At 63.6% G+C, this 21,270-nt stretch carries 16 protein-coding genes and 1 other RNA gene; 11 read left to right on the top strand and 6 right to left on the bottom strand.

The features are described 5' to 3' along the window. Positions 1-8: 8 nt before the first annotated feature. Entirely contained in the window at positions 9-4,616 is a 4,608-nt protein-coding gene (locus EC845_RS08585; RefSeq protein WP_148077272.1) for a calcium-binding protein, read from the top strand. A 34-nt stretch (positions 4,617-4,650) separates the two neighbouring features. On the opposite strand, the gene EC845_RS08580 is transcribed toward EC845_RS08585, so the two are convergent. The 5 genes from EC845_RS08580 to ompA form a co-directional block, all read right to left on the bottom strand. Then, positions 4,651-5,103: a hypothetical protein gene (locus tag EC845_RS08580; protein ID WP_123297125.1), complete on the bottom strand. Its 453-nt coding sequence runs from the start codon at positions 5,101-5,103 to the stop codon at positions 4,651-4,653. 288 nt (positions 5,104-5,391) lie between these two features. Next, positions 5,392-5,770: a transfer-messenger RNA gene (gene ssrA, locus EC845_RS08575) on the bottom strand. Positions 5,771-5,790: 20 nt separating this feature from the next. Further along, a complete protein-coding gene (gene gph, locus EC845_RS08570; RefSeq protein WP_123297123.1) occupies positions 5,791-6,477 on the bottom strand; it encodes a phosphoglycolate phosphatase in 687 nt (228 codons plus the stop codon). Positions 6,478-6,481: 4 nt separating this feature from the next. Next, entirely contained in the window at positions 6,482-7,198 is a 717-nt protein-coding gene (gene ubiG, locus EC845_RS08565; protein ID WP_123298013.1) for a bifunctional 2-polyprenyl-6-hydroxyphenol methylase/3-demethylubiquinol 3-O-methyltransferase UbiG, read from the bottom strand. Positions 7,199-7,325: 127 nt separating this feature from the next. Next, positions 7,326-7,979 carry an outer membrane protein OmpA gene (ompA, locus tag EC845_RS08560; protein ID WP_123297121.1) on the bottom strand — a complete coding sequence of 218 codons (654 nt, stop codon included), beginning with the start codon at positions 7,977-7,979 and terminating at the stop codon, positions 7,326-7,328. A gap of 228 nt (positions 7,980-8,207) precedes the next feature. On the opposite strand from ompA, the gene gyrA reads away from it, so the two are divergent. From gyrA to lapB, 10 genes are all read left to right on the top strand, one after another. Further along, positions 8,208-10,850 carry a DNA gyrase subunit A gene (gyrA, locus tag EC845_RS08555; RefSeq protein ID WP_123298011.1) on the top strand — a complete coding sequence of 881 codons (2,643 nt, stop codon included), beginning with the start codon at positions 8,208-8,210 and terminating at the stop codon, positions 10,848-10,850. A gap of 131 nt (positions 10,851-10,981) precedes the next feature. Further along, on the top strand, positions 10,982-11,578 hold the full coding sequence (locus EC845_RS08550) for a DUF2059 domain-containing protein (protein ID WP_123297119.1): 597 nt from the start codon (positions 10,982-10,984) through the stop codon (positions 11,576-11,578). A gap of 89 nt (positions 11,579-11,667) precedes the next feature. Beyond that, entirely contained in the window at positions 11,668-12,759 is a 1,092-nt protein-coding gene (gene serC / locus EC845_RS08545; protein WP_123298009.1) for a 3-phosphoserine/phosphohydroxythreonine transaminase, read from the top strand. Further along, the gene (pheA, locus tag EC845_RS08540) at positions 12,756-13,883 is read left to right on the top strand and encodes a prephenate dehydratase (protein WP_123297117.1); all 1,128 of its coding nucleotides are present in this window, start codon (positions 12,756-12,758) and stop codon (positions 13,881-13,883) included. The genes serC and pheA overlap by 4 nt, the downstream gene beginning before the upstream one ends. Beyond that, positions 13,876-14,844: a prephenate dehydrogenase/arogenate dehydrogenase family protein gene (locus EC845_RS08535; protein ID WP_123297115.1), complete on the top strand. Its 969-nt coding sequence runs from the start codon at positions 13,876-13,878 to the stop codon at positions 14,842-14,844. The genes pheA and EC845_RS08535 overlap by 8 nt, the downstream gene beginning before the upstream one ends. Before the next feature lie 13 nt (positions 14,845-14,857). Beyond that, positions 14,858-16,900, top strand: coding sequence for a bifunctional 3-phosphoshikimate 1-carboxyvinyltransferase/cytidylate kinase (locus tag EC845_RS08530; RefSeq protein ID WP_123297114.1), 2,043 nt, complete (start codon positions 14,858-14,860; stop codon positions 16,898-16,900). Between the two features lie 185 nt (positions 16,901-17,085). Continuing rightward, positions 17,086-18,774: a 30S ribosomal protein S1 gene (gene rpsA, locus EC845_RS08525; protein ID WP_123297112.1), complete on the top strand. Its 1,689-nt coding sequence runs from the start codon at positions 17,086-17,088 to the stop codon at positions 18,772-18,774. A gap of 67 nt (positions 18,775-18,841) precedes the next feature. Further along, on the top strand, positions 18,842-19,168 hold the full coding sequence (locus EC845_RS08520; protein ID WP_123297110.1) for an integration host factor subunit beta: 327 nt from the start codon (positions 18,842-18,844) through the stop codon (positions 19,166-19,168). A 103-nt stretch (positions 19,169-19,271) separates the two neighbouring features. Further along, entirely contained in the window at positions 19,272-19,601 is a 330-nt protein-coding gene (locus EC845_RS08515) for a lipopolysaccharide assembly LapA domain-containing protein (protein WP_123297108.1), read from the top strand. A gap of 51 nt (positions 19,602-19,652) precedes the next feature. Continuing rightward, positions 19,653-20,801, top strand: coding sequence for a lipopolysaccharide assembly protein LapB (lapB, locus tag EC845_RS08510; protein WP_123297106.1), 1,149 nt, complete (start codon positions 19,653-19,655; stop codon positions 20,799-20,801). 91 nt (positions 20,802-20,892) lie between these two features. Here lapB and EC845_RS08505 read toward each other — a convergent pair whose 3' ends face one another. After that, on the bottom strand, positions 20,893-21,228 hold the full coding sequence (locus EC845_RS08505; RefSeq protein WP_199739755.1) for a YnfA family protein: 336 nt from the start codon (positions 21,226-21,228) through the stop codon (positions 20,893-20,895). Positions 21,229-21,270: the final 42 nt, after the last annotated feature.

The following is a 21,270-nucleotide window of genomic DNA, read 5'->3' as shown; positions in this document are numbered from 1 at the left end:
AGCAATCTATGCCACTGATCTTCCAGGATGCTGAACTGGCTCTAGCGAGCCATTCGCATACGTTGACTCAATTGGTTGAGCTTGTCCGATCAACTTCAGGCAAAGTAAATGGAGCTACCAATGAGACAACGTACCTGTTGCACAGCGGTTTTATGCCAGATGGCGTCAATACATATGTAACAGCTGGCGAGATTGCGCACGCAGGCGGTGGAACAACGGTAGCCAAAAGCGATGTTGGCAAGTTAATACAAACTCCAGAATTTGCTTCCGCGTTTCGAAAAGCCATAAAAGCCGACCTCTTCGGCGACCCACACTTTCGACCCGTCACACAAGAACAATTCGATGCCCTCAATGAAAAGTTTCACCGTATTCTATACGGGAAAAACGGCACAGGGCAATCCGCACCAAGAATCCCAAATGCAGATTCCCTATGGGACATCGCCAGTCGCAACTATGTTCTGGAAGCCCAAGGCAACTTTCGAATCATCGCACCGGACAAATTCAATGACCTGAGTGTATTCGTTCAAAACGAGCTGCCTGCCTTACTGGATAATCCACGGACAAATTTCTTTGTCGACGGCATTAATATCAACCAGTTGCGAGAACTGAGGGATAAACTGGGAATGGACAGTGTCAAGCATGTCCTCAACAGCAACTCTTTGATGCAAGTCGCCGCCAGCGACCTATCGCCTACGAATACCCAGGACTACCTTCAAAAAATAGACGTCGACCTCCCAAATTACCTTCACGCCAACCCACAAGCACAGGAAAGGCTGGCGCAGGCACTGCGGAATGTGGATGAACCTCGCAGAGCTGAATTACGGGAGTCTGCACGCCACATGATAGGGCTGGAAAGCACCGCATCGCTCGCACACGGAGCATGGGTAAGCAGGGCGGGAATGGGCACACCCGACGTAGGCACTACAGGGTCTAGCGTTGCGGCGGGAGCCAAACTGCTCAACAAGATCGGCGTCGTCGGCGCGGTGCTCAGCCTGGCGCTCGCGGCCGGGCAAGCGGCGGCGCAGAGCGCACACGGCGACAACGCAGGCGCAGCCAAGACCCTGCAGGACTGGCTGGTCGACGCAGCGTCATCCGAGCTGGGTTCGCTCATCGGGACCCTCGCCGGCGGCGTGCTTCTGGGAGCACTGGCGGCTGCCGGGCTGACTCTGACAGCGCCCGCATCGCTGGCGGTGCTGATACTGGCCGGCATAACGGGGGGCGTTATCGGCAGCGAAGTCGGAAAAACGCTGCTCGACCACATAAGGGGGCTGTTCGAAGTGGCCCAGGTCACGGTTTCGCCGCTGATTCTCGATTTGGACGGCGACGGCATCGAAACCCTTGCACAGACCACATCGGGCATCCATTTCGACCATGACGGCAACGGCTTTGCCGAACGTACGGGCTGGGTGGCTCGAGATGATGGGCTGCTGGTGCGTGATCTCGACGGCAATGGCCATATCGATCGCGGACTCGAACTGTTTGGCAACTACAGCCGTCTGGCTTCCGGAGCAAACGCCGAACACGGTTTTTCAGCGCTGGCCGAGTCGGATGCGAACGATGACGGCAGCATCGATCTGGCCGAAGCAGAGGCAGCCGGACTGCGTGTCTGGCGTGATCTCAACAGCGATGGCATAACCGATGCAGGCGAACTGCTGACCTTCGGCGAGGCCGGTGTATCGCAGTTGGGACTCGCTTACACGTCGAACGGTGCTGCCGAGGACGCTCAGGGCAACGCGCACCGCCAACAAGGCGGGTTCACCGACAGTGAGGGTCAGCATCGCGCGATGCACGACGTCTGGTTCGCCACCGATCGAGCCATCACACGAGACCTGGGCCAAGTAACGATTCCAAACGATATCCTGGCGTTGCCCGGCCTGGCGGGCATGGGCAATGTGCCGAGCTTGCATCAAGCCATGGCCCGCGATGCCCGTGGCGAAATCAAGGCTGTGCTGACGCAGTGGCAACAGGCCGATGCCACGCAGCGCCCTGCACTTTTGCTGGAGCTGATCTACCGCTGGTCCGGCGTGCACGATATGGATCCGGCCAGCCGAGCAGACAGTAGTTCCCAAAATTTCATCGGCGACGCCCGCAAGCTCGCGACGCTGGAAGCCCTGCTGGGCAACGAGTACACGAATACCGTGAATGGTTGGGGAGCCAGCCATAGGAACCCTCGCCAGACAGCAGCGACAAAGCTGCACGAGGCATTCGACTTCTGGGTCGAGGGGGTCGAATCGCAACTGCTTTATGTGACGGAGCATCGGCCCGTTTTGAGCCGACTCGGCTTGCGCTGGGACGAGTCGGTCCAGGCATTCGCACTCGATGTGAGTGAGGTGGTCCTGGCTCTCGAAGCCAGCTACGCCCGGCACGGCCCAGTATATCTGGTGCGTCTCGGCACATGGCTGACACAACATGGAGAGCCAGGGCATGCCGTAGGTCAAGCCATTCGCGACGCTTCGCAGACGCGAACCGATGTGTTCGCCCACTTGCTTTCGAAACTGATGCTCTCGCGCCACCACATGGGTCGCGAGTTTGCAGACGACACGCTGAATGCAGGCGATGCCCAAGCAGCGATTCTGCTGGGACTCGGCGGAAACGACACGCTTTGCGGTGGCTCTGGCGACGACATACTGATCGGCGGCACGGGTGACGATCTTCTAGACGGCGGTTCAGGCGATGACCTGTTGATCGGAGGCGCAGGTAATGACGCATTGCACGGCGGTGCCGGCAACGACATCTATGTTTTCCAGGCCGGAGACGGTCACGATCGGTTCCAAGACTATGACTGGCAGCGGTATTACGGCCACAGCCAAAGCGATCAAGACACCCTCCGTCTCGGGGCTGGACTGACTGCCGAGACCACTCGCGTAACCAGGCAGGGCGAAGACCTTGTACTGTCGTGGGGAACCGACGATTCGGTCACCATCGACCTTTACTTCCAATCCGCCGCCTACCGCATCCAGATCGTCACGTTCGAGGACGGCACCCGCTGGAGCACCGACGACATGGCCGCCAAGCTTGTTCAGGACGGAACCGCCGACGCCGATCAGATCACGGGATTGCAAAGCCATGCCAACCGCATCAACGGCCTGGGTGGAAACGACGTGCTGTACGGCGGCGCCCTCAACGACGTCCTCGCAGGCGGTGACGGCCATGACGCGTTGTACGGCGGACAAGGCAATGACCAGTTGATCGGGGGCACGGGCAACGACACCTCGTATGACGAGGCTGGCAACGACATCTATCTCTTCCAGGCCGGTGACGGCCATGATCGGATTCAAGACTATGACTGGCAGCGGCATTACGGCTACAGACAAAGCGATCAAGACACCCTCAGCCTTGGGGCTGGACTGACTGCCGAGACCACTCGCGTAACCAGGCAAGGCGAAGACCTCGTACTGTCCTGGGGAGCTGCCGGTTCGGTCACCATCGACCTTTACTTCCAATCCGCCGCCTACCGCATCCAGACCGTCACGTTCGAGGACGGCACCCGCTGGAGCGTCGACGACTTGACCGCCAGGCTTGTTCAGGACGGAACCGCCGACGCCGATCAGATCACGGGATTGCAAAGCCATGCCAACCGCATCAACGGCCTGGGTGGAAACGACGTGCTGTACGGCGGCAACCTCAACGACGTCCTCGCAGGCGATGACGGCCATGACGCGTTGTACGGCGGACAGGGCGATGACCAGTTGATTGGAGGCACAGGTAACGATGCTTTGTATGGCGGTGCTGGTGCAGACCAATTCATCGGTGGTACGGGCAACGACACCTCGTATGACGAGGCTGGCAACGACATCTATCTCTTTCAGGCCGGTGACGGTCATGATCGGATTCAAGACTATGACTGGCAGCGGCATTACGGCTACAGCCAAAGCGATCAAGACACCCTCAGCCTTGGGGCTGGACTGACTGCCGAGACCACTCGCGTAACCAGGCAAGGCGAAGACCTTGTCCTGTCGTGGGGAACCGACGATTCGGTCACCATCGACCTTTACTTCCAATCCGCCGCCTACCGCATCCAGACCATCGTGTTCGAAGACGGCACCTACTGGGGCATCGACGACATAGCCGCCAGACTTGTTCAGAACGGAACCGCCGAAGCCGATTACATCAATGGGCTTCAAGCTTATGCCAACCGCATGAACGGACTTGGAGGTCACGACTGGCTGCACGGAGGTGTCCTTGACGACGTGCTCTCAGGCGATGGTGGTGATGACACGTTGCAAGGAAATCAAGGCAATGACCGTCTGATCGGCGGCAGTGGCGACGATACCTTGTATGGTGGCGCGGGCAGCGATACCTATGCCTTTCGGCGTGGCGATGGCAGAGACATCATCTACGATGGAGACCCGACAGGAAACGATGTCGATGTTCTGCAATTGCTCGACCTGAATCGCAACGAGCTGGTTTTTGTCCGCACGGATAACGATCTTGACATCGGCATCAGGGATACGTCGGACCAGATCACGGTGAAAAACTGGTTCACGAACAGCACGAGCAACCACCGTATCGATCGCATCGAGACAGCCGACTCCGCACCACTCTATGTGACCGACGTTCAGCAATGGCTCCAGAACCAGGCGCTCACGACACAGAACAGCGTACCGTTGGGGTGATCACAACAAACGTCCGAGCAAGCGAGCGTCGCGATCAGCTTGACTGCAGGCGCACACTCACATAACCGAGGTGTTGCATGCACTCGCGCAGGATGAGCAGGGCTGCGGCCGTCTCGCCATCCGCAGGAATCTCGCCCATGACGCCCGGATGGCCCAGCGATGCCGAAGCCAGCCGCTGAAAAAGCGCCTCCACATCGTCACGCGTCAGACTCGCGCCCTCTGCGTTCAGGCCCGGCAGGCCGCGCAGAATCGCGTCGGAGGTGAGCAGTTCACCACGATCGGCATGCCGAAGACGGCTTGCCATCAATGCATCTTCCACGACCTCGATGGCGTGCTCCATCTCGGAGGGCGTGGGCGGCGTGTGACGAAAGATGGCGCCGACCAGATGGCTCAGTCCGATCTGAACGACGACTTCCTTGCCACTCTGCGCCGACAGCGTGATGTGCCGAGGATGAAGTCCGAAGTGGGTCGTGTCGATGAGGCTCATGTCGGTCTATGTGAGGCTGGGTGCAGGCCACTTGGCAGGTTGAATGTGAATGAATCCATTCTGCATGACACCCGGCTTCACGGACTGGCTGTGTCCGTCGAACGGTACGCCCTTTTCAGAAGGACGATCGATCGACCCAAGGCGCCCCCGGCCAGACGCCTGGACCATCGGACCCAGGCCACTGGAATCCGTGCGAATCGTGTGCGAATTTCAGCGCAATCCAAGGCCATCCAGGACAAAGAAAAACGCCACACAAGGGCTACTTTCCTTGTGTGGCGTTGTCTTGAATGGTGGAGCTGGGGGGATTTGAACCCCCGTCCGTCAGCCGTCCTCGCGCAGATCTACATGTTTAGCGGTCTGTTTTGGATCTCACCCATGCCATCGCGCAGTCGCACGCTATGACACAGGCCAGTGCCCTTGAATCTCGCCCCATGCCAAGACACCCGGCGTGGAACCAGCCAATGTAGATTACCTCGCAGCCTGGACGCCTTGCGGCACCCTTGCCCAGCCCATTGGCCTGCTGTTGCGAGGCTCACCGGTGTTTAAGCGGCGAGTGCGAAACGTTCGTCGTTTGCAGTTAGTTTTTTGAGCAGAGATTTACGAGCGTCACTCAAGCTCGACATGCACCACGGCGATTCTGTACCCACGTCGAAACCAGTGCAGCCCCGTGTCCTTCGCATTTTAGGCCTAAGCCAGGCATTGCAAGACCTCGAGGGGAGATTTAATCGTCCAGTCGGCCCGCCACTCGTCGGGGTCGACCGCGCCCAGGTAGCCGTAGTTGGCGGCCACCGTGGGCATGCCGGCGGCCTGGCCGGCGACGATGTCACGGTGGTCGTCGCCCACGTAGATACAGGCTTGCGGCGGCAGGCCCAGCCGGCGGGCAGCTTCGAACAGCGGCTCGGGGTGCGGCTTGGCGTGCGGGGTGGTGTCGCCGCTCACCACGGCGCCGGCGCTTGCAAACAACGCAATCGAAGCCACCAGCGGCAGGGTGAAACGCTCGGCCTTGTTGGTCACGATGCCCCACTGCAATCCACGCGCCTGGATCTCGGCGATCAATTCGGCCACACCGTCGAAGATGTATGTTTTTTGCGTCATGCGGGCTTCGTAGCGCTGAAAGAACTCTTCGCGCATGCCTGCAAAATCCGCGTGTTCGGGCGTCATGCCAAACGCCACGGCCAGCATGCCGCGGGCACCCGCGCCCGCCATGCCACGGTAGTTCTCCAGAGGCAACGAGGGCAGGCCCCGCGCCACCCGCATGTCGTCGGCCGCACCGCCCAGATCGGGCGCACTGTCGACCAGCGTGCCATCGAGATCGAACAGGACAGCCCGCACGGCCTTGCCGTTGCCATTCAAGGTTTCGTTGAGATCGGTCATTGCGTTACGCCTGCTCACGACGCGTCGCCAGCATGTAGTTCACACGCGTGTCGTCGCTCAGCCAGTAACGGCCGGTAAAGGGGTTGTGCTCCAGGCCGCTCGAGCCCTCGAGCACCAGGCTGGACTGGCGAGCCCAGCGGGCCAGTTCGCTGGGACGGATCAGGCGGTCGAATTCGTGTGTGCCCCGCGGCAGCATCTTGAGCACGTACTCGGCCGCGCCGATGGCCAGCGCCCAGGCGCGTGCATTGCGGTTGATGGTGGAGAAAAACACCCAGCCGCCCGGCTTGACCAGGGCGGCACAGGCCTGCACCACCGAAGCGGGGTCGGGGACGTGTTCCAGCATCTCCATGCAGGTCACGACGTCGAAGGATGCCGGCTGCTCGGCCGCCAGGGCTTCCACCGCGATCTCTCGGTACTGGATGTTGGGTGTGCCGGTTTCCAGCGCATGCAACTGGGCCACGCGCAGCGACTTGGTCGCCAGATCCACACCCAGCACCTCTGCGGCACCGCGGCGAGCCATGGAGTCGGCCAGGATGCCGCCGCCACAGCCCACATCGAGCACACGTTTGCCCGCGAGCGCCGCACGCTGGTCGATCCAGTTCAGACGAAGCGGATTGATCTGGTGCAGCGGCTTGAATTCACTTTCCGTATCCCACCAGCGATGGGCCAGGTCTGAAAACTTGGCCAATTCGGCCGGATCGACGTTCGAAGCATTCGGCATTTCGTTCATGGCTCCATTATCAAGCGGCCGCGCGGCAGCTCGCTCGCCAGCCCCCTTCGGTGCCGGCCTGGAGGCCAAAAAAAAGCCCCGCAGAGCGGGGCTTTTCTGGTGCGGATCGAGTGAACGATCAGCGACGGTTTTGCGTGCCGACCACTTCGATTTCCACGCGACGGTTTTGTGCGCGGCCTTGGCGGGTGGCGTTGCTGGCCACGGGCTGGGTTTCGCCCTTGCCTTCGGTGTAGACGCGGTTCTGTTCGATGCCCTTGGACACCAGGTAAGCCTTCACAGCTTCAGCGCGGCGAACCGACAGCTTCTGGTTGTAAGCAGCGGGACCGGTGGAGTCGGTGTGGCCCACGGCGATCACGACTTCCAGGTTGATGCCCTTGATGCGGGTCACCAGTTCGTCGAGCTTGGCGATGCCGGCAGGCTTCAGAACAGCCTTGTCGAAGTCGAAGAAAGCGTCGGCGGAGTAGGTCACCTTGGAGGCGGCCACCACGGGAGCGGGAACCACGGGGGCGGGTGCCGGTGCGGGAGCGGGTGCCGGAGCAGCAGCTTGAGCCACGACCAGAGCGCCATCGCAGCCCTTGGCAGCGGTAGCAGGCGTCCAGTTCAGATCGCGCCAGCAGTATTCGTTTGTGCCGTTCTTCCAGACCAGCTCGCCCGTACCATTTTTCCAGTTGTCAACAACGTTGCCGCCGTTAGCAGCCGTAACTTGAGCACCAGCAACAGAGACAAACGCTGCGGAGGCAAGCAACATTGCCACTTTATTAAGTTTCTTCATGGTTCTCCTCTAGGGGGAAGGCCGCAGACGCGCTGCGATATAAAACTTGGCCTTACATGACCACCATGCAAGACGCTGAATTCATTGTGCCACAGCGCCTGATCGTGCTCCAAACCTTGACATGCCGGAAATTGTCAGACGAAACCGTATAGTCCACAGACTGTTGCGACAGGGCAACAGCGGCTGCCCGCTAAAATGGGCCGCTATGACTACCAGAGTGTGCCTCTCATGACTCAGTTCGCCAAAGAAACGTTGCCCATCAGTCTTGAAGAGGAAATGCGCCGCAGCTACCTCGATTACGCGATGAGCGTGATCGTGGGCCGCGCCTTGCCCGACGCGAGGGACGGCCTCAAGCCGGTGCACCGGCGTGTGCTGTTCGCCATGCACGAACTGAACAACGACTGGAACCGCCCCTATAAGAAATCGGCGCGTATCGTCGGTGACGTCATCGGTAAGTACCACCCGCACGGCGACAGCGCGGTCTACGACACCATCGTGCGCATGGCCCAGGACTTCTCCCTGCGCCACATGCTGGTGGATGGACAGGGCAACTTCGGTTCGGTCGACGGCGACAGCGCCGCCGCCATGCGGTACACCGAAATCCGCCTCTCGAAGATCGCCCACGAAATGCTGGCCGACATCGACCGCGAGACGGTGAACTACGGCCCCAACTACGACGGCTCCGAAAAAGAGCCGCTGGTGCTGCCCACCCGCCTGCCCAACCTGCTGGTCAACGGCTCGGCCGGCATTGCCGTGGGCATGGCCACCAACATTCCGCCGCACAACCTCAACGAGGTCGTCGACGCCTGCCTGCACGTGCTCAAGAACCCCGAGGCCACGATCGACGAGATCATGGAGATCATTCCGGCACCCGACTTCCCCACGGCCGGCATCATCTACGGCCTGCAAGGCGTGCGCGATGGCTACCGCACCGGGCGTGGCCGCGTGGTGATGCGTGCCAAGTGCCACTTCGAGGACATCGACCGCGGCCAGCGCCAGGCCATCATCGTCGACGAGATTCCCTACCAGGTGAACAAGAAGAACCTGCTCGAGCGCATCGCCGAGCTGGTTCACGAAAAGAAGATCGAAGGCATCAGCCACCTGCAGGACGAATCGGACAAGTCCGGCATGCGGGTGGTGATCGAGCTCAAGCGCGGCGAAGTGCCCGAGGTCGTGCTCAACAACCTCTACAAGCAGACCCAGCTGCAGGACACCTTCGGCATCAACATGGTGGCCCTGGTGGGCGGCCAGCCCAAGCTGTGCAATCTGCAGGATCTGATCCAGGTCTTCCTGCAGCACCGCCGCGAAGTCGTCACGCGCCGCACCATCTTCAATCTGCGCAAGGCCCGCGACCGCGGCCACGTGCTCGAAGGTCTGGCCGTGGCGCTGGCCAACATCGACGATTTCATCAAGATCATCCGTGGCGCACCGACGCCGCCGGTGGCCAAGAGCGAGCTGATGGCACGTTCCTGGGACAGCTCGCTGGTGCGCGAGATGCTGACCCGCACCCGCGAGGACGGTGGCATCGTGAGCGCCGACGACTACCGTCCCGAGACGCTGGAGCCCGATTTCGGCCTGCAGGGCGATGGCCTCTACCGCCTCTCCGACACCCAGGCCCAGGAAATCCTGAACATGCGCCTGCAGCGCCTGACCGGCCTGGAGCAGGACAAGATCGTGGCCGAGTACAAGGACGTCATGTCCGAGATCGAAGACCTGCTCGACATCCTGGCCAAGCCCGCACGCGTTTCGGCCATCATCAGCGACGAGCTCACCACGGTGCGCACCGAGTTCGGCCAGACCAAGGCCGGCGCACGCCGCAGCGTGATCGAACACAACCCGCAAGACCTCGGCACCGAAGACCTGATCACGCCGACCGACATGGTGGTCACGCTCAGCCACACGGGTTACATCAAGAGCCAGCCCCTGTCCGAGTACCGCTCGCAGAAGCGCGGCGGCCGCGGCAAGCAGGCCACGACCACCAAGGAAAACGACTGGATCGACCAGTTGTTCATCGCCAACACGCACGACTGGATCCTGTGCTTCTCCAACCGCGGCCGCCTCTACTGGCTCAAGGTCTGGGAAGTGCCGGCCGGTTCGCGTGGCGCGCGCGGACGCCCCATCGTCAACATGTTCCCGCTGCAGGAAGGCGAGAAGATCAACGTCGTGCTGCCGCTGACCGGCGACAAGCGCACCTTCCCGGCCGACCAGTTCGTGTTCATGGCCACGGCCATGGGCACGGTCAAGAAGACGGCGCTCGATGAATTCTCCAACCCGCGCAAGGCCGGCATCATCGCCGTCAACCTCGACGAGGGCGATTACCTCATCGGTGCGGCGCTGACCGACGGCGAACACGACGTGATGCTGTTCTCGGACGGCGGCAAGGCCGTGCGTTTCCACGAAGGCGATGTCCGTCCGCTGGGCCGCAACGCCCGCGGCGTGCGCGGCATGACCATCGAGGAAGGCCAGAGCGTGATCGCCATGCTGGTGGCCGAAGACGAGCAGCAGAGCGTGCTGACCGCGACGGAAAACGGCTACGGCAAACGCACCAGCATCGTCGAATACACGCGCCATGGCCGTGGCACCAAGGGCATGATCGCGATCCAGCAGTCCGAACGCAACGGCCGGGTGGTCACCGCCACCCTGGTCCATGCCGACGACGAGATCATGCTGATCACCGATCGTGGCGTGCTGGTTCGCACGCGGGTCTCCGAGATCCGCGAGCTGGGCCGTGCCACGCAGGGCGTGACCCTGATCGCGCTCGACGAAGGCACCCGCCTGATCGGACTGCAGCGCATCGTCGAGAACGACGCGCAGGCCATCATCGCCGACAGTGAAGACGATTCCGTGGACGAACAACCGCCGGCCGAATAATCCCTCGGTCGTCGCGTCTGCGCTCTGCCGCAATGTGCCCGGTTCCACCGCTTGCGGGGAACCATAGGCACAAAGCGGTGCCCAAGGCTGTTCCTCTGACTATCAATCAGCCTTCTCGAAGGTCAAATATCATGAAACAACATCTCCTGACCGGTATCGTCGCTGCCTCGCTGCTGGCCGCATCCGGGGCTTATGCCCAGACCAAGCAAGAACTGGTGCAGCAAGTCATCCAGATCCAGCAACCCAGCATCGAAGGCCTGGCCCGCAGCGTGGTCGAAGAGCCCGCCATGCAGATCAGCCAGATCTCGCAGCAGATCCTGCAGACGCAGATCCCCGAAGACAAGCGCGAGGCCCTGGCCAAGAGCGTGAGCGCCGAGATCCAGAAATACGTCAACGAGGCCACGCCCCTGGTGCGCGACCGCGCCCTCAAGCTGGCCCCGACGACCGTCGGCCCCCTGCTCGAGAGCAACTTCACCGAAGACGAACTCAAGCAACTGATCGCCTGGCTGCAGTCGCCCGTGAACAAGAAGTACGGCGAGATCGCCGGCCAACTGCAGAACGCCCTGCTCGAAAAGGTGGTGAACGACAGCCGCGCCCAGGTCGATCCCAAGATCGCCACCATGGAGCAGAATGTCGGCAAGCTGCTGGGCGTGCGCACGGGTCCTGCCGGCAATGCCGCGCCGGCCAACGGTGCCGCCAGCAAGCCGGCTGCGCCCGTCAAGAAATAATAGGCCCATGGCGCCGGAGCCCGTGCTCCGCGCCAGCCCTTGGCACCCGCATGCCGGTGCCCCCCGCTTCCTCGATCCTGTCTTGTGCCATGAAACGCCCTTACAACTTTTCGGCGGGCCCCGCCGCCTTGCCGCCTGAAGTCCTGCAACACGCCGCAGCAGAGATGCTGGACTGGCACGGCTCCGGCATGAGCGTCATGGAGATGAGCCATCGCGGCAAGGAATTCATCTCGATCTACGAGCAGGCCGAAGCCGACGTGCGCGAGCTGCTGGCCGTGCCGCGCGAGTTCAAGATCCTGTTCATGCAAGGCGGCGGCATCGGCGAGAACGCCGTGGTGCCCCTGAACCTGTCGCGTGGCCAGCGGGCCGACTTCGTCGTCACCGGCAGTTGGTCGCGCAAATCGGCCAAGGAAGCCGGCAAGTACTGCAGCACCCACGTGGCCGCCGACAACACCGAATCCGGCGTGACCGACATTCCGCCGGCCAGCCAATGGCAGCTGTCGAGCGACGCCTCGTATGTGCATCTGTGCACGAACGAGACCATCGACGGCATCGAATTCCACGAACTGCCCGATCTCAAGGCCCTGGGCAGCGATGCGCCGCTGGTCGTCGACATCTCGTCGCACATGGCTTCGCGCTCCGTCGACTGGAGCCGCGTCGGCCTGGCTTTCGGCGGTGCACAGAAAAACATCGGCCCCGCAGGCCTGACGCTGGTCTTCGTGCGCGAGGACCTGCTGGGCCATGCCCTGCCGATCTGTCCTTCGGCCTTCAACTACAAGCTGATTGCCGAGGCCGACTCCATGTACAACACCCCGCCGACCTGGGGCATCTACATGGCCGGCCTGGTGTTTCAATGGCTCAAGGCCCAGGGTGGCATTGCCGCCATCGAGCACCGCAACAAGACCAAGGCCGAACTGCTCTACAGCTACATCGACCAATCGTCCTTCTACGTCAACCGCATCGCGCCGGCCTGCCGCTCGCGCATGAACGTGCCTTTCCTGCTGCGCGACGAATCGCGCAACGCCGACTTCCTGGCCGGCGCCCACAAGGCGGGATTGCTGCAGCTCAAGGGCCACAAGTCGGTGGGCGGCATGCGTGCGAGCATCTACAACGCCATGCCGCTCGACGGCGTGCAGGCGCTGGTCGACTACATGCGTGGCTTCGAGAAGGAACAGGCATGAGCACGGCACCCGACACCCCCCCCGGCGTAGCGGCCAGCAATGCGGCGCTCGCGCCGCTCCGCCAGCAGATCGATGCGCTGGACCAGGAACTGCTGTCCATGCTCAACCGGCGCGCGCTGCTCGCCGAGCAGGTCGGCGAAATCAAGAAGAAGGAAGGCTCGCCTTTCTTCCGCCCCGACCGCGTGGCCCAGCTCATCACCAGCCTGCAGCAGAAGAACCCCGGTCCGCTGCGTGCCGAACACGTCGCGGCGGTCTGGCGCGAAGTGGTCTCGGCCTGCCTGGCGCTCGAATCGCCCATCCGCATCGCCTACCTGGGCCCGGCGGGCACCTTCAGCGAACAGGCCGCCGTGCAGTACTTCGGTTCGAGCATCGGCCGCGTACCCTGCGCGAGCTTCGACGAGGTCTTCCGCGCCACCTCCTCGGGCATGGCCGAGTTCGGGGTCGTGCCCGTGGAAAACTCGACCGAAGGCGTGGTCGCCCGCACACTCGACCTGCTGCTCACCTCGCCCCTGCACATCGTGGGCGAGGTCAGCCTGATGGTGCGCCACAACCTGCTGCGCCTGTCGAACTCGCTCGACGGCATCGAGGTCGTCTGCGCCCATCCGCAGGCCCTCGCCCAATGCCATCAGTGGCTGAGCACCCATCTGCCCCACGCCGAACGCCGGGCCGTCTCCAGCAATGCCGAAGGCGCACGGCTGGCGACCGAGAACCCGGCCTGGGCCGGCATCGCCAGCCTCAAGGCCGGCACCGAATTCGGGCTGCACAGCGTGGCCCACGGCATCCAGGACGTGGCCGTCAACCGCACCCGTTTCGCGGTGGTGTGCCTGCCTGCGGTGCTCGACCTGCCGCCGCCTTCGGGCGACGACCGCGTCAGCCTGGTGGTCTCGGTGCCCAATCGCTCGGGCGCCCTGCACGACCTGCTGGTGCCGCTCAAGAAACACGGCGTGTCCATGACCCGCTTCGAATCCCGTCCGGCCAAGTCAGGCCAGTGGGACTACTATTTCTACATCGACCTGCAAGGCCACCCACAGGAGCCGCATGTCGCCGCCGCGCTGGCCGAGCTCGAGCAGTACTGCGCGTTCTGCAAGATCCTCGGCACCCACGCCATCAGCCGCGATGTCTGAGCCCGCCGCAGGGGCCGGCGATGCCGGCGTACAGCCCTGTGAACGGGTGGCCATCATCGGCTGCGGCCTCATGGGCGGCTCTTTTGCCCTGGCGCTGCGCCGGGCCGGCCTGGCCCGCCACATCGTCGGCTACAGCGCCACGCCGGCCACGCTCGACACCGCCGTCGCGCACGGCGTGATCGACAGCCGCGCAGGCAGTGCCGCCGAAGCGGCCGAGCAGGCCGACCTCATCCTGCTGGCCGTCCCGGTGGGCGCCATGGCCGAGAGTTTCCGCGCCATCGCTCCGGTGGCGCCCTCGCATGCGCTGATCATGGATGTCGGCAGCACCAAGAGCGATGTCGTCGCGGCGGCTCGCGCCGAGCTCGGCGACAGACTCGCCAACTTCGTGCCCGCCCATCCCATCGCGGGCAAGGAAAAAGCAGGCGCTGCGGCAGCCGATGCCGATCTCTACCTCAACCGCCGCACCATCCTGACGCCGTTGCCCGGCACGCCGGACGCGCGCATCGACCGCGCGACCGCCCTCTGGCAGGCCATCGGCTGCACGGTGGTGCAGATGGCGGCGGACCGGCACGACACCGCCTTTGCCGCAGTCAGCCATTTCCCTCACCTGCTGGCCTTCGTGTATGTGAACGGCCTGCTGGACCAGCCCGACGGCGCCTCGCTGCTGGCTTATGGCGGCCCGGGTTTCCGTGATTTCTCCCGCATCGCGGGCAGCGACCCGGCCATGTGGCGCGACGTGCTGCTCTCCAACCGGGACGAGATCCTGGCCCAGGGCCGTGCCTTCCGGCAGGCGCTCGACGCACTCGAAACCGACCTGATCCAGGGCGACGGCAAGGCGCTGGCGGCACGCATCGCACGGGCCTCCGAAGCCCGCAGCGGCTGGCAGCTCTCGACCGGCCTGCCGCCCGAACCGGCCTGCGCCCGCAACACCCCGCCCGCAGCCGGCTCCACATCGCGATAATCAACCGAACGATATGTTCCGCATCCCCTTCCTCGACCTCCCGCCGTTGCGCACCGCCCATGGTTCGGTGCAATTGCCGGGCTCCAAGAGCATCTCCAACCGGGTGCTGCTGCTGGCCGCGCTGAGCGAAGGCCGTACCGTCATCCACGATCTGCTCGACTCGGACGACACCCGGGTGATGCTGGCGGCCCTGCGCGAACTGGGCTGCACGCTCGAAACCCTGCCGGCTGCCGATGGCGCGATTGCCCCCGGTCTCGCCATCACGGGCATCGCGGGCCGGCTGCCGGCCGGAACCCGCACCCAGCTGTTCCTGGGCAATGCCGGCACGGCCATGCGCCCGCTCACGGCCGCCCTGGCGCTGCTGGGCGGCGAGTTCGAGCTCAGCGGCGTGCCGCGCATGCACGAGCGTCCCATCGGCGACCTCGTCGACGCCCTGCGCCAGCTCGGCTGCCCCATCGACTACCTGGGCAACCCCGGCTTCCCGCCCCTGCGCATCCATCCGCCCGACCGCGCCGCGCTGGCGCTGGACCAGCCCATTGCGGTGCGCGGCGATGTGTCCAGCCAGTTCCTCACCGCCTTGCTGATGGCCTTGCCGCTGGTCGCCGACGACCGCGACATCCGCATCGACGTGGTGGGCGACCTCATCTCCAAACCCTACATCGACATCACGCTCAAGCTGCTGGCACGCTTCGGCATTGCCGTGCAGCGCGAGGAATGGCGGCGTTTCGTGATCCCGGCCGGCAGCCGCTACCGCTCGCCGGGCGAGATCCACGTCGAGGCCGATGCCTCGTCCGCCAGCTACTTCATCGCCCTGGGCGCGCTCGCCGCCCCGCCAGAAGGCGGCCCGCTGCGCATTCACGGCGTGGGGCACGACTCCATCCAGGGCGACATCCGGTTTGCCGAAGCCGCACGGGCGATGGGTGCGCAGGTCGACAGCGGTCCCAACTGGCTGGCGGTGTCGCGCCAGGCCTGGCCGCTCAAGGCCATCGACCTCGACTGCAACCACATTCCCGATGCCGCCATGACGCTGGCCGTCATGGCGCTGTATGCCGACGGCCCCAGCACCCTGCGCAACATCGCGAGCTGGCGCGTCAAGGAAACCGACCGCATCGACGCCATGGCCGCCGAATTGCGCAAGCTCGGCGCCACGGTCGAGGACGGACACGACTTCATCCGCGTGCACCCCCTGCCCGCCGGGCAATGGCAAGCCGCAGCCATCCACACCTATGACGACCACCGTGTCGCCATGTGTTTTTCGCTGGCCGCCTTCAACCCCGACGGCTGCACGGTGCGCATCCTCGACCCGCAGTGCGTGGGCAAGACTTTCCCGGACTACTTCGAGACGCTGTTCTCCGTTGCACAGACACAACAGGAAGACATCCCCGTGCTCTGCATCGACGGCCCCACCGCGTCGGGCAAGGGCACGCTGACCACCCATGTGGCCGAGCGCCTCGGCTATCACCATCTCGACTCGGGCTCGCTCTACCGGCTCACGGCCCTGATGGCGCTGCGCCAGGGATTGGCGCTCGACACCCTGGACGGCCTGGGTCCGGTGCTGGGCGACATCGCCCGCCGGCTGCCGGTGCAGTTCAAGGGCGATACCGTGTGGCTGGGCGGCGAGGACGTGACCGACGCCATCCGGGCCGAGCGGGTGGGCAACACCGCCTCGCGCATCTCCGCGCTGCCCGAGGTGCGCCAGGGCCTGTACGAGCTGCAGCACAGCTTCCGCCGCCTGCCGGGCCTGGTCGCCGACGGCCGCGACATGGGCACCGTGATCTTCCCGCAAGCCCCCTTGAAGGTCTTTTTGACCGCCAGTGCCGCCAAACGGGCGGATCGCCGGTATAAGCAGTTGATTTCAAAGGGTATTCCAGCTACACTTTCGGACTTGCGTGCGGATCTCGAAGCACGCGATGCGCGCGACACCCAGCGCAGCACCGCGCCCCTCAAGCCCGCACCCGACGCCATCTTGCTAGACAACTCCGAATTGACGATTGAAGAATCCGTCGACCAGGTGCTGTCGTGGTGGCAAGACCGGCAGCCTGCCGCGCTGCGCTGAAGCCCGCTTCAGCCTCGCTCGGCTGCCGTTAACCGTCCCGGAGCGTCCCCGCCCGCGCTGCATGCGCACAGGCGCCCCGGGTTGTTCAACCGTAACCGCGGTCCCCACCGCAACCAACCGCCTCGGCCGAATCACAACGACAGCAATCATGCTGACGCTAACCCGCGCCGTGGATAGGAAATTTCATGTCTGAATCTTTTGCCGCCCTGTTTGAAGAATCGCTGCAGCGCACGGAAATGCGCCCCGGCGAGGTCATCACCGCTGAAGTGGTGCGTGTCGAGCACAACTTCGTTGTGGTCAACGCCGGCCTCAAGTCCGAAGCCTACGTGCCGATCGACGAATTCAAGAACGACCAGGGCGAAATCGAAGTCCAAGTGGGCGACTTCGTGTCCGTGGCCATCGGCTCCATCGAAAACGGCTACGGCGACACCATCCTGTCGCGCGACACCGCCAAGCGCCTCGCCTCGTGGCTGGCCCTGGAAAAGGCCCTGGAATCCGGCGACTTCGTGACCGGCACCACCAGCGGCAAGGTCAAGGGCGGCCTGACCGTTCTGGTCAACGGCATCCGTGCCTTCCTGCCCGGCTCGCTGGTCGACACCCGTCCCACCAAGGATCTGACGCCCTACGAGAACAAGACCCTGGAATTCAAGGTCATCAAGCTCGACCGCAAGCGCAACAACGTGGTGCTGAGCCGCCGTGCCGTGGTGGAAGCCTCCATGGGCGAAGAGCGCGCCAAGCTGATGGAAACGCTGAAGGAAGGCGCCATCGTTCAAGGCGTGGTCAAGAACATCACCGAATACGGTGCGTTCGTGGACCTCGGCGGCATCGACGGCCTGCTGCACATCACCGACATGGCATGGCGCCGTGTCCGTCACCCCAGCGAAGTGGTCACTGCCGGTCAGGAAATCACCGCCAAGATCCTCAAGTTCGACACCGAAAAGAACCGTGTCTCGCTGGGCATCAAGCAACTGGGCGACGATCCCTGGATGGGCGTGTCGCGTCGCTACCCGCAGAACACCCGTCTGTTCGGCAAGGTCACCAACATCGCCGACTACGGCGCATTCGTGGAACTGGAACCCGGCATCGAAGGCCTGGTGCACGTTTCCGAAATGGACTGGACCAACAAGAACGTTGCGCCTTCCAAGCTCGTGTCGCTGGGTGACGAAGTCGAAGTCATGGTGCTCGACATCGACGAAGACAAGCGCCGCATCAGCCTGGGCATGAAGCAGACCCGTGCCAACCCCTGGCAAGAGTTCGCTCAGAACACCAAGCGTGGCGATCGCGTCAAGGGCCCGATCAAGTCGATCACCGACTTCGGCGTGTTCGTGGGTCTGGCTGCCGGTATCGACGGCCTGGTTCACCTGTCCGACCTGTCGTGGAACGAACCCGGCGAAGCCGCCGTTCGCAACTACAAGAAGGGCCAGGAAGTCGAAGCCATCGTTCTGGCAGTCGACGTCGACCGCGAACGCATCAGCCTGGGCATCAAGCAGCTCGACGGCGACCCGTTTGCCACCTTCGTGTCGATCAACGACAAGGGCTCCGTGGTCAGCGGCAAGATCAAGACCGTGGACCCCAAGGGCGCTGAAATCGACCTCGGCGAAGACATCACGGGTTACCTGCGTGCCAGCGAAATCTCGGTGGACCGCGTGGAAGACGCCCGCAATGTGCTCAAGGAAGGCGACGAGATCACCGCTGTGGTGGTCAACGTGGATCGCAAGACCCGCAACATCCAACTGTCCATCAAGGCCAAGGATGCTGCCGACAACCAAGAAGCCATGGCCAGCCTGAGCCAGCAATCGGCCCGCGAAAACGCCGGCACGACCAGCCTGGGCGCCCTGCTGCGTGCCAAGCTCGACAGCAACAGCCAAGAGTAATCTCTTGTTGAAACACCCCTCGGCTCGTTATGATCCGAGGGGTTTTCGCTCAGTTTTTTGAATCAGCATGATACGCAGCGACATCGTCGAAGCCTTGGCCGAACAATTCAGCCAGCTCACCAACAAGGACAGCGAATCGGCCGTCAAGACCATTCTTGACGCCATGAGCGATGCCTTGGTCCGCGGGCACCGGATCGAGATCCGGGGTTTCGGCAGTTTTTCCATCAACCGGCGCCCGCCCCGCATGGGCCGCAATCCGCGGACCGGCGAAAGCGTTGCCATTGCGGAAAAACGCGTTCCCCACTTCAAGCCGGGCAAAGCCCTGCGTGAAGCGGTCGACGGGCAGGACGACCTCGATGTCGCCGATGCCCGATCGGACGCAGCGATGCGCTGACGCATTTCGCATCTTCGCCGGGCATTTCACGATGCCCGGCGTCCATGCCTCGCCTTGACCTGCACAAGCGGCAGGTAGAATCCGCAAGATTCCTTGGAGAGACATGAAATACCTCATGTGGCTGCTCAAGGCAGCCATTTTTTTTACGCTTTTCGCTTTTGCGCTGAATAACCAGCAGGAAGCGGGCGTGCACTTCTTCTTCGGTTACCAATGGCGTGCGCCCATGGTGCTGATCGTGCTCACTGCGTTTGCCGCCGGCCTGGTCGTCGGTGCCATGGGCATGCTGCCGCATTGGTGGCGGAGCCGGCGCAGGCTGGCCGCGCCGACTTCTCCCGCCGATGTCGTCCGAGCCCCGACCACCTCCGCACCCGAGCCCGTTTTCGTGCAGCCCGACGCGCCTGCCGACGAACGCCCCTCGTCCCCCCGCCCCTGACCGGACCGTGACCGGCATTTCCAGCCCGCAAGCGGGCGAGCCAGGATAGCTATGGATTTCGACATCTACTGGATACTGCTGGGCCTGCCCGTCGCCTTCGCGCTGGGTTGGCTGGCATCGCGGCTGGATTTCCGTCAGTTGCGCATCGACAACCGCCAGGCGCCCCGGGCCTATTTCAAGGGCCTGAACTTCCTGCTCAACGAACAGCAGGACCAGGCGATCGACGCTTTCATCGAGGCCGTTCAGAACGACCCGGACACCTCCGAGCTGCACTTCGCGCTGGGCAATCTGTTCCGCCGGCGCGGCGAGTACGAACGGGCCGTGCGGGTCCATGAACACCTGCTCAGCCGTGCCGACCTGAGCCGCACCGACCGCGAACGCGCCCAGCATGCACTGGCGCTCGACTTCCTGAAAGCGGGCCTGCTCGACCGAGCCGAAGATGCCTTGCGCAAACTCGAGAACACCCCCTTCGAAACGCAGGCGCGCCTGGCTCTGCTGGCGATCTACGAGCGCTCGCGCGAATGGCCGCAGGCCACCGAGATCACGCAGAAGCTGCAGGCCGCAGGCCAAGGCGACTTCAGCGTGCGGCAGGCCCACTACCTGTGCGAGCAGGCGCTGGTCGCACGCATCGCCGGCCAGTTCGAACAGACCCTCGCGCTGCTCGACCAGGCCATCGCGGCGGCACCCAATGCACCGCGCCCGCGCATGGACCTGGCCGTGGCTCACACCACCCAGGGCCAGCACGCCAAGGCCTACGCCACGCTGGTCGAACTCATCAAGCATGCACCGACCGCTCTGCCCCTGATCGCGGCGGACATGGCGCGTGCAGCCATCGCCAGCGGACAACAGGTCGAGGCGCGCCAGTGGCTGGTCGACCAATACGGCCAACTGCCTTCGCTCGATATCGTCGAAGCGCTGGTCCTGCTCGACGGCGTGCTCGATGCACCCAGCCAGGACTGGTATATCCAGCACCTGCACCACGAGCCTTCGCTGATCGCCGTCAGCCGCTGGCTCACGCCCGATCGCCTGGCCGAGCCCGAACAGCACCCGCAGATCCAGCGTGCGCTGGACGAACGGGCCCGCCCGCTCAAGCGCTACCGCTGCGCCGCCTGCGGATTCGAAGCCCAGACACATTTCTGGCACTGCCCGGGCTGCCAAGCCTGGGACAGCTACCCGCCGGTCCGCGTCGAGGAGCTCTGAGCGTCGCGCGGCGTGCGCGAGGCCGCCTGCAGGCCGACGTCGCGCAGCAGCGCCCGGCCAACGGTCCCTCGCTCTGCACGGGTCAGCTGGGTCAGCCCGGGCGTGTGCCCGCCATGATGACCACGGTGCCGGCCAGGCAAAGCGCCACGCCGATGCCATCGCTCAGGCTGGGGCGCACGCCGTCGACCAGCCACAGCCAGGCCAGGGCGGCAGCCACGTACACGCCGCCATAGGCCGCATACACCCGGCCCGAGGCGGTGGGGTGCAGGGTCAGCAGCCAGGCAAACAGCATCAGGCTGAGCAGCCCGGGCACCAGCAGCCACGCCGAAGCGCCCTTGCGCAGCCACAGATACGGCAGGTAACAGCCGACGATCTCGGCCAATGCGGTCAGGACGAACAGTCCTGCGGTACTCAAAACAGCGCTCATGGCATGACAGACAGGCAAGGTTGCACAAAGGCGAAAAACCGG

It is taken from the genome of Comamonas sp. BIGb0124, assembly GCF_003752175.1.
Taxonomy (GTDB): Bacteria; Pseudomonadota; Gammaproteobacteria; order Burkholderiales; family Burkholderiaceae_C; genus Comamonas_F.
This window is presented reverse-complemented; position numbering and strand designations above follow the sequence as displayed.

Bases quoted from the DNA above. Each gene is read 5' to 3' on its own strand.
- EC845_RS08580 (WP_123297125.1), bottom strand. From the start codon at position 5,103: ATGAGCCTCATCGACACGACCCACTTCGGACTTCATCCTCGGCACATC.
- gyrA (WP_123298011.1), top strand. From the start codon at position 8,208: ATGACTCAGTTCGCCAAAGAAACGTTGCCCATCAGTCTTGAAGAGGAA.
- ubiG (WP_123298013.1), bottom strand. From the start codon at position 7,198: ATGCCGAATGCTTCGAACGTCGATCCGGCCGAATTGGCCAAGTTTTCA.
- EC845_RS08530 (WP_123297114.1), top strand. From the start codon at position 14,858: ATGTTCCGCATCCCCTTCCTCGACCTCCCGCCGTTGCGCACCGCCCAT.
- EC845_RS08505 (WP_199739755.1), bottom strand. From the start codon at position 21,228: ATGAGCGCTGTTTTGAGTACCGCAGGACTGTTCGTCCTGACCGCATTG.
- EC845_RS08550 (WP_123297119.1), top strand. From the start codon at position 10,982: ATGAAACAACATCTCCTGACCGGTATCGTCGCTGCCTCGCTGCTGGCC.
- serC (WP_123298009.1), top strand. From the start codon at position 11,668: ATGAAACGCCCTTACAACTTTTCGGCGGGCCCCGCCGCCTTGCCGCCT.
- EC845_RS08515 (WP_123297108.1), top strand. From the start codon at position 19,272: ATGAAATACCTCATGTGGCTGCTCAAGGCAGCCATTTTTTTTACGCTT.
- EC845_RS08520 (WP_123297110.1), top strand. From the start codon at position 18,842: ATGATACGCAGCGACATCGTCGAAGCCTTGGCCGAACAATTCAGCCAG.
- EC845_RS08585 (WP_148077272.1), top strand. From the start codon at position 9: ATGCCACTGATCTTCCAGGATGCTGAACTGGCTCTAGCGAGCCATTCG.
- pheA (WP_123297117.1), top strand. From the start codon at position 12,756: ATGAGCACGGCACCCGACACCCCCCCCGGCGTAGCGGCCAGCAATGCG.
- ompA (WP_123297121.1), bottom strand. From the start codon at position 7,979: ATGAAGAAACTTAATAAAGTGGCAATGTTGCTTGCCTCCGCAGCGTTT.
- EC845_RS08535 (WP_123297115.1), top strand. From the start codon at position 13,876: ATGTCTGAGCCCGCCGCAGGGGCCGGCGATGCCGGCGTACAGCCCTGT.
- rpsA (WP_123297112.1), top strand. From the start codon at position 17,086: ATGTCTGAATCTTTTGCCGCCCTGTTTGAAGAATCGCTGCAGCGCACG.
- gph (WP_123297123.1), bottom strand. From the start codon at position 6,477: ATGACCGATCTCAACGAAACCTTGAATGGCAACGGCAAGGCCGTGCGG.
- lapB (WP_123297106.1), top strand. From the start codon at position 19,653: ATGGATTTCGACATCTACTGGATACTGCTGGGCCTGCCCGTCGCCTTC.